We start from the raw sequence: 14,126 nt of genomic DNA on the forward strand, positions 1-14,126 counted from the left end.
TGATATAATAGGCTCATGTTATATAGTCATGATGAAGCAACATTGCGTGCTTATGGTCAAGAGTTGTCCTCTTATCTAAGAGCGGGTGACATTATCGTACTGACAGGAGATCTAGGTGCAGGTAAGACCACACTTACAAAAGGGATTGCCAAAGGTTTAGGTGTCACTCAGATGGTCAAAAGTCCGACTTATACGATTGCGCGTGAATATGAGGGACGTCTGCCACTTTACCATTTAGATGTTTATCGTATCGGAGATGACCCAGACTCGATTGATTTAGAGGACTTTCTCTATGGAGATGGTGTTACTATTATCGAGTGGGGCAATCTCTTGAGTCCAGATATTTTGGGAGATTATCTCGAGATTGTCATTGATAAGACGCCTGATGGAAGAAGTCTAAGTTTTATAGCGCATGGAAGGCGTGCTGAAGTACTTGCGGAGCAGATGACAGATGAGACAGACTAGAGAGCTTATCCTTAAAGAAGCAGATGAATGGGATGCTAAGCCTCTAGCCAAGCTATTAGCGTGTGTGACTCAAGAGACAGACTTTGTCGTTCAAGATAGCCTGGTATCATGGGATGAAGCTGATTTAGCTCCATATCTTGCCGATAGTAAGACGCAGATCAACTCCCTTTGTCTCCTAGCTTTACTAGAGGATGAGGCGATTGGTCTTATCACGATTGTAGGGGGAAAATCTCTCTCCCTTAGTCATATTGGTGATGTTTTTATCGCTGTCAAAAAGAACTATTGGGGACTTGGGATTGCACAAGCGTTATTAGAGATGGCGATTGATTGGGCAGAGCATAGTGGTGTGATTAGGCGCTTAGAGTTAAGTGTGCAAGCTAGAAATAGTGTTGCTATCCACATTTATAAAAAGTACGGCTTTGAGATAGAAGGTATTAAAAAGCGCGGTGCTAGAGAAGCTTGTGGGCATTTTTTAGATGTTTACATGATGGCTAAACTGATTGAAGGTAAATAAAGGAAAGAAGATGACTATCGGAAAGAAAATTGTAATCATGTTGGGACTGATATGTGCAACGACCCTAGTTGCCATAGGAGTGTATATGACATCAGCCTATTTTTTCTCAGCCAATGAATTTTCGAAGACATTTAAAAATTATAAAAATATAAGTGTTGATAATTCCTCCATTTCTGAGAATAAACCTATCTCAATCTTATTGATGGGAGTGGATACAGGGACCTATGGTCGTACCGATACTTGGGAGGGAAATAGCGATACGATGATTGTCGTAACAGTCAACCCTAAGACCAAGAAAACAACCATGACCAGCCTTGAGCGAGATATTTATACTGAGCTGACAGGCCCTTCTGACAATGATATGAATGGTGTTGCCGCCAAGCTCAATGCTGCTTATGCAGCAGGAGGAGCAGAGATGGCGCTAATGACGATCAATGCGCTCTTGAATATGAATATAGACTACTATATGCAGATGAATATGCAAGGTTTGGTGGATTTGGTCAATGCTGTTGGCGGTATCACGGTGACTAATCATTTTGATTTTCCGATTTCTATTGTGGAAAATGAGCCAGACTACACCGCTACAGTCGAGCCAGGTACGCATAAAATTAATGGCGACCAAGCCTTGGTGTTTGCACGCATGCGCTATGATGATCCTGAGGGAGACTATGGACGCCAAAAGCGTCAGCGTGAAGTCATCCAAAAAGTGATGCAAAAGATTCTTTCCCTAGATAGTGTCGCTTCTTATCGTAAGATTTTGTCTGCTGTTAGTTCCAATATGCAGACCAATATTGAGATCAACTCAAGTACTATTCCTAGTCTTTTAGGCTACGCTGATGCCCTAAAATCGATCAAGTCTTATCAGCTAGAAGGTGAAGGTCAAGATATTGACGGTGTTTCATATCAGTTGACGACTGATGATCATCTTCTTAGTGTGCAAAATCGGATCAAAAAAGCTTTGGGTCTAGAAACGTCTGATACCTTAAAGACATCAGCCATTACTTATGAGGCTTATTATGGTTTATCATCATCTTATGTGACTACAGATGACGGTACTTACACAAGCGATGTGTCAGGCTATGATACCTATAGCACAGCTCAAGATTATACGACTTATGCTACAAATACTTATCCAGCTGATACTTATAGTAATACTGGTCAGACAGACGTTTACAATAACGCAAATACAATTCCAGCCTATTAAAAAAATCTGAGCTTAGCTCAGATTTTTTTAGGATGATTGACCTTTAGTGGTCTCTTTGATATGCTCTAGTCGATTTTTAATTTCGGTGAGCTTGGGTGTGATTTCTTGTTGAAAGACACGCCATTTATAAGTGGATTCTGCGGTATAGTCTTTAATGCGTTGACCTTGCTCTTTGATGATGGCGATGTTGTCTTTGATGCGATCTACGGAGTTCTGACTACGATTGATTTCGTCTAAGCTAGACTGGTAGCCTGCTTTGATGCTATCACGATATTTGTAGCCTAAGTAGGCAGTTAGGCTAGCCACAGCCACTGTGGCTAAAAGCATTGATTGCCCTTTTTTCATGCGTCTATCTCCTTTGTAATATTATCTGCTAAGGCGGCTAATCGCTCAAAATTAGGCTCATGTGCTGTATAATGAATAGCTAATCCATCGTCTTGACCATAGCGAGGGACCAGATGGACATGAGCGTGAAAGACGGTTTGACCAGCAATTTCTTCATTGTTGGTGATGATATTCATCCCCTTGGCTTGTGTGGCACGCTGAAGTGCCTTAGCTAGCTTAGGAATAGGAGCAAAAAGGTGTGTTGCCGTGTCTTGATCCATCTCTAGGATATTTCGAACATGCTTTTTAGGAATGACAAGGCTGTGCCCTTTGGTCGCTTGTGAGATATCTAGGAAGGCTACGACATGCTCATCTTCGTAGATCTTTGAAGCAGGGATATCTCCTGAGATGATTTGACAAAAGATACAATCGGTCATAAAAGTCCCCTTTCTATCGCGCTTTTTGTTATAATAGCTACTATAAGTATAACACAGTTAGAGAGAAAGCGTATGTTAAAACTCGAAAATGTTGTCGGAGGTTATGTCAATATCCCCGTCTTAAAAAAAGTATCCTTTGATGTTAACGATGGTGAGCTTGTTGGGCTTATCGGGTTAAATGGCGCTGGTAAGTCAACGACGATTAAAGAAATCATCGGTTTATTGACGCCTTATGAGGGTCGTATCACCATTGATGGGATGACCCTTAGAGAGGCTAAAGCAGATTATTTAAAAGCGATTGGTTATATTCCTGAGACACCTAATCTTTATGAAGAGCTGACGCTTAGGGAACATTTGGAGACGGTAGCTATGGCTTATGACATTGATAAAGAGAAGGTCATGGCACGTGCCGCTAAGCTTTTGCGCCTCTTTAGATTAGAGGATAAGCTGGATTGGTTTCCAGTGCAATTTTCAAAAGGGATGAAACAAAAGGTCATGATTATCTGTGCTTTTGTTCTTGATCCGAGTCTTTTTATCGTAGATGAGCCTTTCCTTGGCTTAGATCCTCTTGCTATCGCAGATCTTATCGCGCTTTTAGAGGAAGAAAAAGCAAAAGGCAAGTCTATTTTGATGAGTACACATGTCCTAGATTCGGCAGAAAAAATGTGTGATCGTCTAGTCATTTTACATCATGGTGAAGTTCTTGCCCAAGGGAGCTTAGCAGAGCTTCGAGAGGCCTTTCACCAGCCAGAAGCTAGTCTGACTGATATTTACCAATTATTGACTAAAGAGGTGTAGTATGGAGCGATTACTTCAGGAGCGTCGCAGACGATTTAGAGCTCAGTGTGCCAAGTATATGCGCTACGTTTTAAATGACCACTTTGTCATTGTGCTTTTTTTCTTGCTAGGATTTTTGATGGTGCAGTATAGTCAGCTACTAGCTCACCTGCCTGACAATAGACTACCTATCTGGTTAGTGCTTATTGGTTTGATGATGGTTTTGGTTTATCTAGGACGAGTAGCGACTTATTTGGAAGTAGCTGATGCGCAGTTTTTGCTAGCTAAAGAGGAAGCGATTTTACGTGATATTGCTCAAGCTAAAAAGCGGGCCTTTATCTTGTGGACAAGTATTCAGACAGTGATTTTAGTGCTTTTGATGCCACTTTTGTTAAGATTAGGTCTTAGTGTTTTTGGAGGTCTTTTGCTAGTAGTGCTGCTAGCTGTCATCAAATGGTTTGTCCTCTCTAAAAAGACAGATACTTGGCAAGTTGACAAGAGACTTCAGTGGGAAGTGGTCATTGCTTATGAGCAAAGACGCAAGCAGTCGATTTTGAAGTTCTTTTCGTTGTTTACAACTGTAAAGGGTATCTCAAGTACAGTTAAACGTCGTGCTTATCTGGATAAGCTGTTGGTTTTAGCTAAAGATGGCAGATTGTGGTCGAATTTGTATCTGCGTGCTTTTTTACGCAGTGGTGATTATCTGTCTTTGTATATCAGATTGGGTGTTTTGAGTCTATTAGCTTTGCTTTTTATCAGGGAGCGTTGGTTAGCTGTTGGCGTTTCATTTTTACTCAATTATCTCTTGGTATTTCAGCTTTTAGCGCTTTATAAGCATTACGATTATCAGTATGTCACAGCCCTGTATCCGCTAGATAAGGAGCAAAAAGCTAATGATTTGAAGCATTTTTTACGCTTAATCATGTATGGTTTAGTGAGTCTTGAGTGTCTTTTGAGCTTTGCTTTTACGCCAATGCTAGTCTTGCTTGTAGCGACACTAGCTCTAGTCGAGATTTATCTGCCTTATAAAATAAAACAGATGATTGACTAAGCCTAGAAAAACAAGTAAAATGATAATACCATTTAAGAATGTCTGGAAAGGAGAAGCCTGTGGCTCATTTAGAACAAGAACTTATGCTGACCCCTCTTAGTGGCAAGAGTGGTAAGGCTTATATTGGACAATACCCCAATGGAGAGCGTATTTTTGTGAAATTAAACACGACTCCTATTTTACCAGCTCTAGCTAAGGAGCAAATTGCCCCGCAGCTTTTGTGGGCTAGACGAACAGCCAGTGGGGATATGATGAGTGCGCAAGAATGGCTAGAGGGGCGTGTCTTGACAAGAGAAGATATGACCAGCAAGCAAGTTATGCAGATTTTAGTGCGTCTTCACAAGTCACGTCCTTTGGTCAATCAGTTGTTACAGCTTGACTATAAGATTGAAAATCCCTATGATTTACTGGTGGATTGGGAGAAAAATGCAGCCCTTCAGATTCGTGAAAATACCTATTTGCAAGAGGTTGTTAGAGATTTGAGACGGACCCTTCCTGAATTTAATTCTGAGATTGCCACTATCGTTCACGGAGATATTAAAAATAGCAACTGGATGGTAACGACAAGTGGCTTGATTTATTTGGTTGATTGGGATTCGGTGCGCTTGACGGATCGTATGTATGATGTGGCTTATCTGCTCAGTCACTACATCCCTAGAAATCGTTGGCACGAATGGCTAAGTGCTTATGGTTATAAGGATAATGACAGAGTGCGCCGTAAGATTTATTGGTTTGGACAATTGTCCTACCTTAATCAGATTACGACTTGCTTTGACCAGCGTGATATGGAATATGTCAACCAAGAAATCTATGGTTTACGAAAATTTAGAGAGATGATGACAAAAAGACAATGAGAGTGAGACGACGAAAAGGCGCTGAGGATTTACTGGCTAAATACCCTCAGCTGGTAATTTCAAATCCAGAGAAAGCTAAGGGACTTTGGAGAGATATTTTTGGTAATGATAAGCCGATTCATATTGAGGTGGGTTCAGGAAAAGGGGCTTTCATCACAGGAATGGCAGCTCAAAATCCTGATGTTAACTATATCGGGATTGATATTCAAAGTTCTGTTTTGAGCTATGCGCTAGATAAGGTGATTGCAAGTGGTGTGGATAATGTCCGCCTGCTCTTAGTTGATGGTTCTAGCTTGAGCGATTATTTTGAAGAGGGTGAGATTGACCTGTTGTATCTGAACTTTAGCGATCCCTGGCCTAAAAAACGCCATGAAAAACGTCGCCTGACTTATAAGACATTCTTAGAGACTTATGAGACGATTCTACCTCCAAATGGGGAAATCCACTTTAAGACGGACAATCGTGGTTTGTTTGAATATAGTCTGGCTAGTATGTCTCAGTACGGCATGGTGCTTAATCGTGTGTGGCTTGATTTACATGCAGATGATATGGCTGATAATGTCATGACTGAGTATGAGGCGAAATTTTCAGCTAAGGGTCAACCTATTTATAGACTTGAAGCTTCGTTCAAAGTATGATATACTAATAAAAGTTTGCTCGAGCAAACTTTTATCTGGAGAGGTCGCATAGTGGCCGAGTGCGCACGCTTGGAAAGCGTGTAGTCCTTAACGGGGCTCGGGGGTTCGAATCCCCTCCTCTCCTTATATATCCTTGATTTTATAGGCTTTGTCAGTAGTTCACCCGTTTTTCACCCGTCAAAATTGAGATTTTGAAAAATTTCTTTGACTCGCTCGTCGTTTTTGTTTTTTAGCGTTTCAATTTGATGGGCGTAAACTTTTAGAGTGATGTTTAAATTTTCATGTCCTAAGAGTTTTGATACAGAGATTAAATCGACACCCTGAGCGATTAAATAAGAGGCATATGAGTGCCTTAGAGAGTGGTTAGTTAGATTTCTACCAGTAACTCTTTTGATGACCTTATTTGTCGCGTTATTGGACGCTCCAAAGCAGATACGGTTAAGCTTGTTGGGTTGATAGTGATTATCTAAGTAGTAGCGTACCAAGTCCATGGTCTTTTGAGAGACGGGGATTTGTCTGACGGATTGTTCATTCTTTGTTGCCCCGAATCTTTGTGAGATAGAGTAGTCAAAAGTTTTGTTGACACTGATGTAGTTGTTCTGGAAGTCAAAGTCATCTGGGGTCAGTCCTTCCGCTTCGGCGTAGCGCATACCTGTCACTGCTATCAAGTAAGTAGTGAAGTAGGATGCGTGCTTGATTTTATCTGATGATACCTTGATGTAGTTTAGGTATTCTGCTTCCTCTAGGAATTTCTCTGTTTCTGGTTTAGTAGGTTTTTGGGATTTGACAATAGCTCCTTCAGCAAAGTTATCACGGATGATGCCATCACGGATAGCCATTTTACAGGAACCTTTGATTTGATAGTGGAACTTGTCTAGCGTCTGTTGGGCAACCTTTGTTCCAAAGTCGTTGAGGATTTGCTGATAGAAAGTGTGTGTGATGTCTTTAAGTTTACGCTCACCAAAATAGTGCTCAATGTGTCTAAAGTTCTTGGTATAGGTCTGCCAAGTCTTGGGGGTGATGTGGGGCTTTTTGTAGATGTCTGCCCAGCGTTTGTTATACTCTAGGACAGTAATATCTAAGAGGTCAGCTGTTAGGGTGTTTAGGTCTAATTCTGCTTGTTGTGCAGCAGCTTTGGCTAGGCTCTTCGTTTTAAAGCCACGCTTAGATTTTTCTCTTTTTTTACCTTGGCTGTCACGGTAAGTTATCCGATATTCCCAGCCCGTTTCTAGTTTTCGATAAAATGCCATTGTCAATTTCCTCATTTCTTGGTAAAATGGGTATAGTAAAGACACCTATCTACTGTTGGTTGTTTTTGCTATATAAGATAAGTTCCCTACACTCAAGGTTTGGCGACAGAGAGTGTGGGGATTTTTTATCTGATTTTTTCTAACTCTGGTAAATCTATGCCCATGGAATATAATATATCTTCGAATTTGACTGAAGTGAAGTTTTCTTTATATTTTTCGAGTAATTTTATTAACTCTTTATAAAATCTAAGAAAGTATGTTTTATCTAAAAAAACTTTTAAGTATATAATCATAACGATCAATTTTTTGTTATCAATATTATCTAGATGATAGAAATCAGTTAGAGGTCTTAGTCTTATATTTTTCAACGAAATATTATAGAGTCTTTCATCATGGGCACAAACATTTCTTATAAGATTAGTTGCTTTTAGAGCAGCACTTAAATCCTCAGGGCTTAGATGAATATTCGTTCTAGGAGAAAGCTGTTTGTTATATTTATTGCTATAAAATTTCGCTATATCATTTTTTAAAGTTTGTGTAAGTATGTTATAGAAATGAGAGATGTTTCCTATAGTTAGAAAATTTACTAAAACCCATAAAGGAACTTCTCCATGCTCTTCTATATAGTGTTTTACAGAACCGTTTTGTCCAACTTTGTCATGTATAGTTTTAGTAAGTATCGAAATTTGATTAAGTACTTGTTTTGGATTATCATCTACAAAATTACTTAAATCTAAATAAGAATTTTTCCGAGGATATTTTTTTGCAAAGCTATGAGCAATGGTAGTTTTTATGGAGTTTTCAAAAATCAATAAATATTTCAAAAAGAGGATTCGTAATTCTCTATCAAATAAGAAAAGCTGTTTAAGTTCGTTAAAATGGGTACCTGTTAAAAATTCTTCAGGTACAATAGGTCTGTTATTCGCATCTCTTTTAAGAAATAAATCTTTGTAACCATTTATGACGTTGTAGTAATTTTCTTGTTCTAAAAAGCGTTTAGGCTTTCCGTCAGTAGGGACTGTCATTCCACGACTGCGTAAAATTGATAGTTGTTGATTAAATGTCTTATATTCTTTCATATCTTTATCCTCAAATAAAAGCAAAAAAATAGTCAGGGCGCCGTACGCTTCCTGACCTAATCCTATAAGGCTATGATACAATTATTATAGCTCAAAGTCAATAAAAACGTACTAAAAACAATTTATTTTCCAAGTAAATTCCGCAGTATCTAAAAACCTTGATATAACAGTGTTTTTTTATTTTTTAGAATTTCTTCTTGACTTTTTATATAGAATGTCTCCTCTCTGCTTTCTATTGTTTATATTTATACTTACAGTTCTTAACCCAATAGTTGTAATTACTTTGCAATCCGTTTGTTGTAGTACCGTCTGGCGCTTGTTGACGTAGCCAAGTTACAAAGTCCTCAGCGTTTGTGATAACGGATTGTGAGTTAAGTTCTGCTTCGTTACGCGATAAATTGTTTAGATTGGTTTCTCCAGCTTCGCCGTAAACCGTTACCTCATCGACAACGTTATGGTTATCATCTAGTTGTACAACACTGATTGTTTGTGCTAAATTTTGAGTTGGTGCAATGTAATAAAAACCACGACAATAGTTATATGTGTCTGCTGTTGAGCCTGTAATGCCTATTGTTATGAATAAGCTTTGGTAGTTTAGATCTTCGGTTGAATTAGATTCAGTATAAACAGCATTAGTATCACTACTGCTATCATTAGTTGATGTTGATGTGTTGCTACTAGAAGCACCAGTAGAAGTAGTGAATGTGTCTCCTTCGTAATGCGACGGTTGCAAGTATGAATAAGTTAGTGCACCTGCTGTTACTAGAGCTGATGTTGTCATTACAGTGATTGCGATTGTTTTCCATTTTTTCATTTTAAATAGACGTTATCCCCTAATTCAAGTTTAGCATTATTGTTTACTTCTACAGAGATAAAGCTACGTAAGGTTACATTCTTCCCTATGCAACAAGTTGAGGTTGGTGAAATTAAAAAATCGTAATATGAACCTCTCTTTATAACTTCATTTTCGAAAACCATATCTTATCCCTCCCTATAAATATCTACGACTTCGCCAATTGTTCTGAAATCATCTCCTTCAGCTTTTAGTATGCTTCAGTTATTGCACATATTTGTTTCCTAATTTTCCATTGGCATAAAGTTACCGACAATTTTGCCGATGATACGAGGTTCTTCATCGTAAGGGGCAAATTTGTCAGCGTACTTTTTATTAAGAGAAACGAGGCGTAAGCCGTCCTTTTCTTTATAGACTTTCTTGATGTAACTTTGTCCGTCCCAGTCCACGGCATAGATAGCTCCATCATAGTCAAATCCTGTGCCTTTGATGAGGGCAACAGAGCCATTGAGGTATTCTGGCTCCATAGAGTCACCGTAAACCCAACTAGCCAGATCGTGGTCTATCTCTTCGTCAAAGTAGACTGTATCATAGTTTCTATCCTCAAAGTAAGCTGTTCCGATACCAGCGGATAACTTTTCATAGACGTGATACTCAAAGAGTTCTTCCTCAACAGCATCATCATTATTCATCTCTTTCACAAGCTCCCTAGACGTGTCTACAAGCTTGTGACGGCGTTTATTGTCTAGTTGGATATAATTACTCGTCAACTCTTCTACAAGCTCGTCACGCTCAAAATGTGCGTTTTCTGGGACTTCTTTAGTAGACGTAGGTGGGAATAAATCATCAATAGAAATATTGAATGCTTCAGCTAGAGCAAACATAGTGTCTTTTTTAGGAGTACGAAATCCTTTTTCGTAATTACTAATAGCATTTTTTCCCAGACCAATTTTTTTCCCAAGTTCTAATTGTGTCCAACCTTTTTGTTTTCTATAATCCTTTATCTTTTCTCCGATAAAATGAGCAATTTCTTGCTTGTCCATTATAAGCTCCTTTCTAATTTAACCTTTTAATAGTATTATACACCAAAAAACCACGAAAAGAAAACTTTTTTTGTTTTTTCGATAAAAAAGTATTGACTAGACCACGAAACGTGTGCTATAATATACTCGTAAGGTTGAGAAAGGCAATCTTAGACAAGGAAACTAGTAGAAAGGAACTCATAATGAGAAAACGTTCAAGCAAACGAAAAAAGCTCAGTAGCGAGAAAAAGGTGACACTAATGATTGCTCTCATCAATCTAGTCATCGCACTACTAAGCCTTTTAGAAAAAATCTTAGAAAAGTTCTAAGGTTTACACGTTAGTTGAGGGGCGCAAGCCCCAAGGCTAACTATGTATTCTCATTATACCAAAAGGTGTCAAAAGATGGAAGATAAAACCTATCGCATTTTGTTTTGGTCTATTATTGCTCTTACTATTTTAGCTATTATTATTACAATTGCTATCTGGTAAAACCTTAAAAAGAGAGGGGGTGAGGCATGTGCAAGTCTATTTGTTACAGGCTAGAAAAGAGGCTGGTTTAACACAAGCTGAGCTAGCTAAAAAAATCGGTATTTCAGAGGTCGCTTATAGACAAAAAGAGCAGGGTAAGCGAAATTTTAAATCTGATGAAATGTTTCTTATCGCTGATATTTTTAAAAAAGATATTGGCGATTTATTTACAGACACTAGACCACGAAACGTGTTCTGAAAATCTTGAAAGGAAAACTATGACAAAACAAAAATACGGACGACCAAGCACAGGGCAAAAAGGAAACAACCGCCCTACCGTGGTTATCAGTCGAGAGAACTATGACGAGGTTGATAGCTTGTCGCTTGGTACAGGAATGAGCCGCAGTGCCATTGTTGATTATTTCATCAGTGAGGGCTTGAAAAAAGCACGTATTGAAGAAGTTATCATCAAGACTAAACGTCTTGTCCTTGAGGACTAGAAAGGACGTGGCAGAGATTTTAGCTTACAAAGAAACTAATAAAGCTATCACTCGGCACGTTGATGAAGATGATAGGACAAAACATCCTGTCACAGATAATCTTGGTAGAACTCAAGAAACTTATATCATCAACGAATCGGGGCTCTATTCCCTCATCTTATCCAGCAAACTACCACAAGCTAAAGAATTTAAACGTTGGGTCACAAGCGAGGTCTTACCCACTATCCGCAAGCACGGCATGTTTGCAACAGACGAACTACTGGACAACCCAGACTTTGCGATTGCAACTTTGCAACGGCTCAAGGAAGAGCGTGAGGCTAAAAGACAGCTTGAAGCTCAGATTGAGGCTGACCGTCCTAAGGTACTGTTCGCAGATGCTGTAAGTGCTAGTAAGTCATCTTGTCTGATTGTTGAACTGGCTAAAATTCTGAAACAGAATGGGATTGATATTGGTCAAAACAAATTCTTTCAGTGGTTACGCTCTAATGGTTACCTAATTAGTCGCCGTGGGGAGTCTTGGAACCAACCAACACAGAAAAGCATGCAGTTAGGTCTGTTTGAGCTGAAAAAGACAAATATCAACCATGCCGACGGTCACACCACAGTCAATACAACAACTAAGGTCACTGGCAAAGGGCAGCAATATTTTATCAATAAGTTTTTAGCAGAAGATATTGCGTAGAAAGGAGGACAAGTTTGGAGGAAGAAAAATGTTAGAAATTGTGACAGCCGTTAATATTGTGTGCGCAGTTATCAACTTAATATCGTTTTTTGTAAATAGGGAAAAATGATTTTGTTTTAGATAAAAAATGGATTCGTTTATTTGTTGTTACCTTAATTTTATAAGCTCCTCTATCCAAATAATAGGAGAAAGCTACACTAGAATTCGGGAAAAGGTCTGTCTCGTTCTCGAACGGTTCAGAATCCCAATAGCTACTAAGCTGTGAAAAAGGGACTTGGGTTAGGCTATATTCATCGTTGATATACTTTGGAGCAACTGAATTAGGGTCAAAACCGTTGTCAAATATCTCTTTACCGCTGGTATCGAAAAGTTGAATACTTTTGATAACAATTGAAACATTTGAAGTGTTAACCAACTCGAAACCATACTGATAATCTGCTTTGGGGTTAACTCTATCTTTGAAACAGTTGGAAATTTTAAGAGTTGCCTTATTCATTGCAATTGAATAAAGTAGCCCAACAACACCTGTAATAGCACCAACCCAAGCAGCAATAATATTGAGCATATCCATATTATCTAAAATCCATTTAATCATTTCTGTACCTCTTAGTTTTTACTTTATTATATCAAAGAAAGGAAATAACATGCACGAATTAATTAACGTAACCCTGAACGACACTCAGGAGCCAGTTGTCTCTGGGAGACAGTTGCATAAGGTGTTGGGGGTTAATTCAAACTATACGACATGGTTTGAAAGAATGACAGAGTACGGGTTTGCTGAAGGTCAAGACTTTCTTCCAAATTTGGAAAAAAGTACAGGCGGTCGTCGAGCGGTTGACCACATCATTAAGCTAGACATGGCAAAAGAGATTGCCATGATTCAGCGGACGGATAAGGGCAAGGAAGTCCGTCAGTATTTTATCCAAGTTGAAAAGGACTTTAATAGTCCTGAAAAAATCATGGCTAGAGCACTTCTGATAGCTGATAAGCAGAATAAGCAGTTGAAAGCTGAGAATGAGGCGTTGAGACTTGACCTGCAGAAGCAAGATGAAAAGACGCGTTATCTGGACCTTATCTTGGATAGCAAGGCTAGTCTCAGGGTGACGCAGATAGCGCAGGATTATGGCATGACGGCGTTAAAGTTTAATAAACTGCTGCATGAGTACGGTGTACAGCATAAGGTCAATCAGCAGTGGATATTGTACAGTAAGCATATGGGTAAGGGCTACACGGATAGTGCGACATTTGACTTCATAGACAGTAAGGGTCAGCCTAGGACGCATATCGTAACGATGTGGACGCAGAGAGGGCGCTTGTTTATCTATGAGTTGCTAAAGAAAAAAGGCGTGTTGCCTTTAGTTGAGAGGGAGGATTGGAGATGGAAGAAGTACGATTAACTATCCCACAGGTTATTATCGTCATCGTGCTACTTGTCCCAATTATCATCAAGATGATTAGGACACCGCAGATTATCGAGATTGAGATTCCAAAAGAGGAAGTCGCAATCGAGGAGCCAGTAAATGACGGTTGGACAGGCAATGGTGGTGCGCTCTTATATGGGCACAATCGTGACATGTATTGAGGAGGGGTAGTATGGTATCAAAATTTTCTATCAACGCTAGCATTAACGGTTTGGATGAATTTATAGTTTGCTCTAAAGAGGTCACAAAAAAAGCCGAAGAATTACAAAAAGCAATTCAACGACTTAATAAGACAAAATTAGAATTAGAAACCAAGTTTCTTAGCGAATAATTCTTCAACACCTGTTCCAAGCATTTCTTCCCATGAATTGAATTTTGTTTGTTCAGAAACAAAATTATCAAGGATAGTTTCGTCGGAGTTATCAAATTCTTCTGGGGTAGAAATATGCTCTGGGCTAGCTAATAGAAAATCATGAATATTTTCAAATGAAGTATTTTTGACCATAAATTGTTTCGTGAATACTTCATCGAATGAAAATTCTTGCGATTTTGAGGTTTTAGCTAAATTAGTAAGCTGTTTTTCTAGTTTGTCTAACCCTTTGAGATTAAGTGACATATCAATTGTCCCTTTCTAAAACTGATTTG

The 14,126-nt window shown here is 38.9% G+C and carries 21 protein-coding genes, 1 tRNA gene and 1 pseudogene; 15 read left to right on the top strand and 8 right to left on the bottom strand.

Annotated features, from left to right (window positions below; translation table 11 throughout):
• The first annotated feature begins 15 nt into the window (after positions 1–15).
• From tsaE to lytR, 3 genes are read left to right on the top strand one after another with little or no spacing between them, the layout of a single operon-like run.
• Entirely contained in the window at positions 16–465 is a 450-nt protein-coding gene (gene tsaE / locus ACLN19_RS01585) for a tRNA (adenosine(37)-N6)-threonylcarbamoyltransferase complex ATPase subunit type 1 TsaE (RefSeq protein ID WP_413382478.1), read from the top strand.
• Positions 452–979: a GNAT family N-acetyltransferase gene (locus ACLN19_RS01590; RefSeq protein WP_413382481.1), complete on the top strand. Its 528-nt coding sequence runs from the start codon at positions 452–454 to the stop codon at positions 977–979. The genes tsaE and ACLN19_RS01590 overlap by 14 nt, the downstream gene beginning before the upstream one ends.
• A gap of 10 nt (positions 980–989) precedes the next feature.
• On the top strand, positions 990–2,183 hold the full coding sequence (gene lytR / locus ACLN19_RS01595) for a glycopolymer--peptidoglycan transferase LytR (RefSeq protein WP_413382484.1): 1,194 nt from the start codon (positions 990–992) through the stop codon (positions 2,181–2,183).
• A 27-nt stretch (positions 2,184–2,210) separates the two neighbouring features.
• Here lytR and ACLN19_RS01600 read toward each other — a convergent pair whose 3' ends face one another.
• Complete coding sequence (locus ACLN19_RS01600; RefSeq protein ID WP_413382487.1) at positions 2,211–2,528, bottom strand: chemotaxis protein; 318 nt, start codon at positions 2,526–2,528, stop codon at positions 2,211–2,213.
• The gene (locus ACLN19_RS01605; RefSeq protein ID WP_413382490.1) at positions 2,525–2,944 is read right to left on the bottom strand and encodes an HIT family protein; all 420 of its coding nucleotides are present in this window, start codon (positions 2,942–2,944) and stop codon (positions 2,525–2,527) included. The genes ACLN19_RS01600 and ACLN19_RS01605 overlap by 4 nt, the downstream gene beginning before the upstream one ends.
• Positions 2,945–3,016: 72 nt before the next feature.
• On the opposite strand from ACLN19_RS01605, the gene ACLN19_RS01610 reads away from it, so the two are divergent.
• From ACLN19_RS01610 to ACLN19_RS01630, 5 genes are all read left to right on the top strand, one after another.
• Entirely contained in the window at positions 3,017–3,742 is a 726-nt protein-coding gene (locus ACLN19_RS01610) for an ABC transporter ATP-binding protein (RefSeq protein WP_413382493.1), read from the top strand.
• A gap of 1 nt (position 3,743) precedes the next feature.
• Complete coding sequence (locus ACLN19_RS01615) at positions 3,744–4,772, top strand: ABC transporter permease (RefSeq protein WP_413382496.1); 1,029 nt, start codon at positions 3,744–3,746, stop codon at positions 4,770–4,772.
• 59 nt (positions 4,773–4,831) lie between these two features.
• On the top strand, positions 4,832–5,626 hold the full coding sequence (gene ccrZ, locus ACLN19_RS01620; protein ID WP_413382500.1) for a cell cycle regulator CcrZ: 795 nt from the start codon (positions 4,832–4,834) through the stop codon (positions 5,624–5,626).
• Entirely contained in the window at positions 5,623–6,264 is a 642-nt protein-coding gene (gene trmB / locus ACLN19_RS01625) for a tRNA (guanosine(46)-N7)-methyltransferase TrmB (protein ID WP_413382503.1), read from the top strand. Before ccrZ ends, trmB begins: the two co-directional genes overlap by 4 nt.
• 37 nt (positions 6,265–6,301) lie before the next feature.
• Positions 6,302–6,388: transfer RNA gene (locus tag ACLN19_RS01630), tRNA-Ser, on the top strand.
• 46 nt (positions 6,389–6,434) lie between these two features.
• Here ACLN19_RS01630 and ACLN19_RS01635 read toward each other — a convergent pair.
• The 4 genes from ACLN19_RS01635 to ACLN19_RS01650 all read right to left on the bottom strand — a co-directional run bounded on the left by ACLN19_RS01635 (position 6,435) and on the right by ACLN19_RS01650 (position 10,429).
• Positions 6,435–7,514 carry a tyrosine-type recombinase/integrase gene (locus ACLN19_RS01635; RefSeq protein ID WP_413382506.1) on the bottom strand — a complete coding sequence of 360 codons (1,080 nt, stop codon included), beginning with the start codon at positions 7,512–7,514 and terminating at the stop codon, positions 6,435–6,437.
• Positions 7,515–7,639: 125 nt separating this feature from the next.
• Positions 7,640–8,593 carry an Abi family protein gene (locus ACLN19_RS01640; protein WP_413382509.1) on the bottom strand — a complete coding sequence of 318 codons (954 nt, stop codon included), beginning with the start codon at positions 8,591–8,593 and terminating at the stop codon, positions 7,640–7,642.
• 232 nt (positions 8,594–8,825) lie between these two features.
• Positions 8,826–9,407 (bottom strand): hypothetical protein, encoded by a 582-nt coding sequence (locus ACLN19_RS01645; RefSeq protein ID WP_413382512.1) that lies wholly within the window; start codon positions 9,405–9,407, stop codon positions 8,826–8,828.
• Positions 9,408–9,670: 263 nt separating this feature from the next.
• Positions 9,671–10,429, bottom strand: a complete 759-nt coding sequence (locus ACLN19_RS01650; RefSeq protein ID WP_413382515.1) for a helix-turn-helix domain-containing protein — start codon at positions 10,427–10,429, stop codon at positions 9,671–9,673.
• 182 nt (positions 10,430–10,611) lie between these two features.
• Here ACLN19_RS01650 and ACLN19_RS01655 point away from each other — a divergent pair, with 182 nt between their 5' ends.
• The 4 genes and pseudogenes from ACLN19_RS01655 to ACLN19_RS01670 form a co-directional block, all read left to right on the top strand.
• Positions 10,612–10,737 (top strand): hypothetical protein, encoded by a 126-nt coding sequence (locus ACLN19_RS01655; RefSeq protein WP_369908913.1) that lies wholly within the window; start codon positions 10,612–10,614, stop codon positions 10,735–10,737.
• 190 nt (positions 10,738–10,927) lie between these two features.
• Positions 10,928–11,137 carry a helix-turn-helix transcriptional regulator gene (locus tag ACLN19_RS01660; protein ID WP_277293922.1) on the top strand — a complete coding sequence of 70 codons (210 nt, stop codon included), beginning with the start codon at positions 10,928–10,930 and terminating at the stop codon, positions 11,135–11,137.
• A 19-nt stretch (positions 11,138–11,156) separates the two neighbouring features.
• Complete coding sequence (locus ACLN19_RS01665) at positions 11,157–11,378, top strand: antitoxin (protein ID WP_413382520.1); 222 nt, start codon at positions 11,157–11,159, stop codon at positions 11,376–11,378.
• 1 nt (position 11,379) lies between these two features.
• Positions 11,380–12,060, top strand: a pseudogene (locus ACLN19_RS01670) (phage antirepressor KilAC domain-containing protein); the annotation flags it as partial.
• Positions 12,061–12,136: 76 nt separating this feature from the next.
• On the opposite strand, the gene ACLN19_RS01675 reads toward ACLN19_RS01670, so the two are convergent.
• Positions 12,137–12,655 carry a hypothetical protein gene (locus tag ACLN19_RS01675; RefSeq protein WP_413382523.1) on the bottom strand — a complete coding sequence of 173 codons (519 nt, stop codon included), beginning with the start codon at positions 12,653–12,655 and terminating at the stop codon, positions 12,137–12,139.
• 49 nt (positions 12,656–12,704) lie between these two features.
• Here ACLN19_RS01675 and ACLN19_RS01680 point away from each other — a divergent pair, with 49 nt between their 5' ends.
• From ACLN19_RS01680 to ACLN19_RS01690, 3 genes are read left to right on the top strand one after another with little or no spacing between them, the layout of a single operon-like run.
• Positions 12,705–13,457 (top strand): phage antirepressor KilAC domain-containing protein, encoded by a 753-nt coding sequence (locus tag ACLN19_RS01680; protein ID WP_413382526.1) that lies wholly within the window; start codon positions 12,705–12,707, stop codon positions 13,455–13,457.
• Entirely contained in the window at positions 13,439–13,642 is a 204-nt protein-coding gene (locus tag ACLN19_RS01685) for a hypothetical protein (protein ID WP_413382530.1), read from the top strand. Before ACLN19_RS01680 ends, ACLN19_RS01685 begins: the two co-directional genes overlap by 19 nt.
• Before the next feature lie 11 nt (positions 13,643–13,653).
• Positions 13,654–13,812, top strand: coding sequence for a hypothetical protein (locus ACLN19_RS01690; RefSeq protein ID WP_413382533.1), 159 nt, complete (start codon positions 13,654–13,656; stop codon positions 13,810–13,812).
• On the opposite strand, the gene ACLN19_RS01695 is transcribed toward ACLN19_RS01690, so the two are convergent.
• Positions 13,786–14,097 (bottom strand): hypothetical protein, encoded by a 312-nt coding sequence (locus ACLN19_RS01695; protein ID WP_413382536.1) that lies wholly within the window; start codon positions 14,095–14,097, stop codon positions 13,786–13,788. The genes ACLN19_RS01690 and ACLN19_RS01695 overlap by 27 nt on opposite strands.
• Positions 14,098–14,126 lie beyond the last annotated feature (29 nt).

This window comes from Streptococcus lishijunsis, assembly GCF_047290665.1.
GTDB lineage: Bacteria > Bacillota > Bacilli > Lactobacillales > Streptococcaceae > Streptococcus.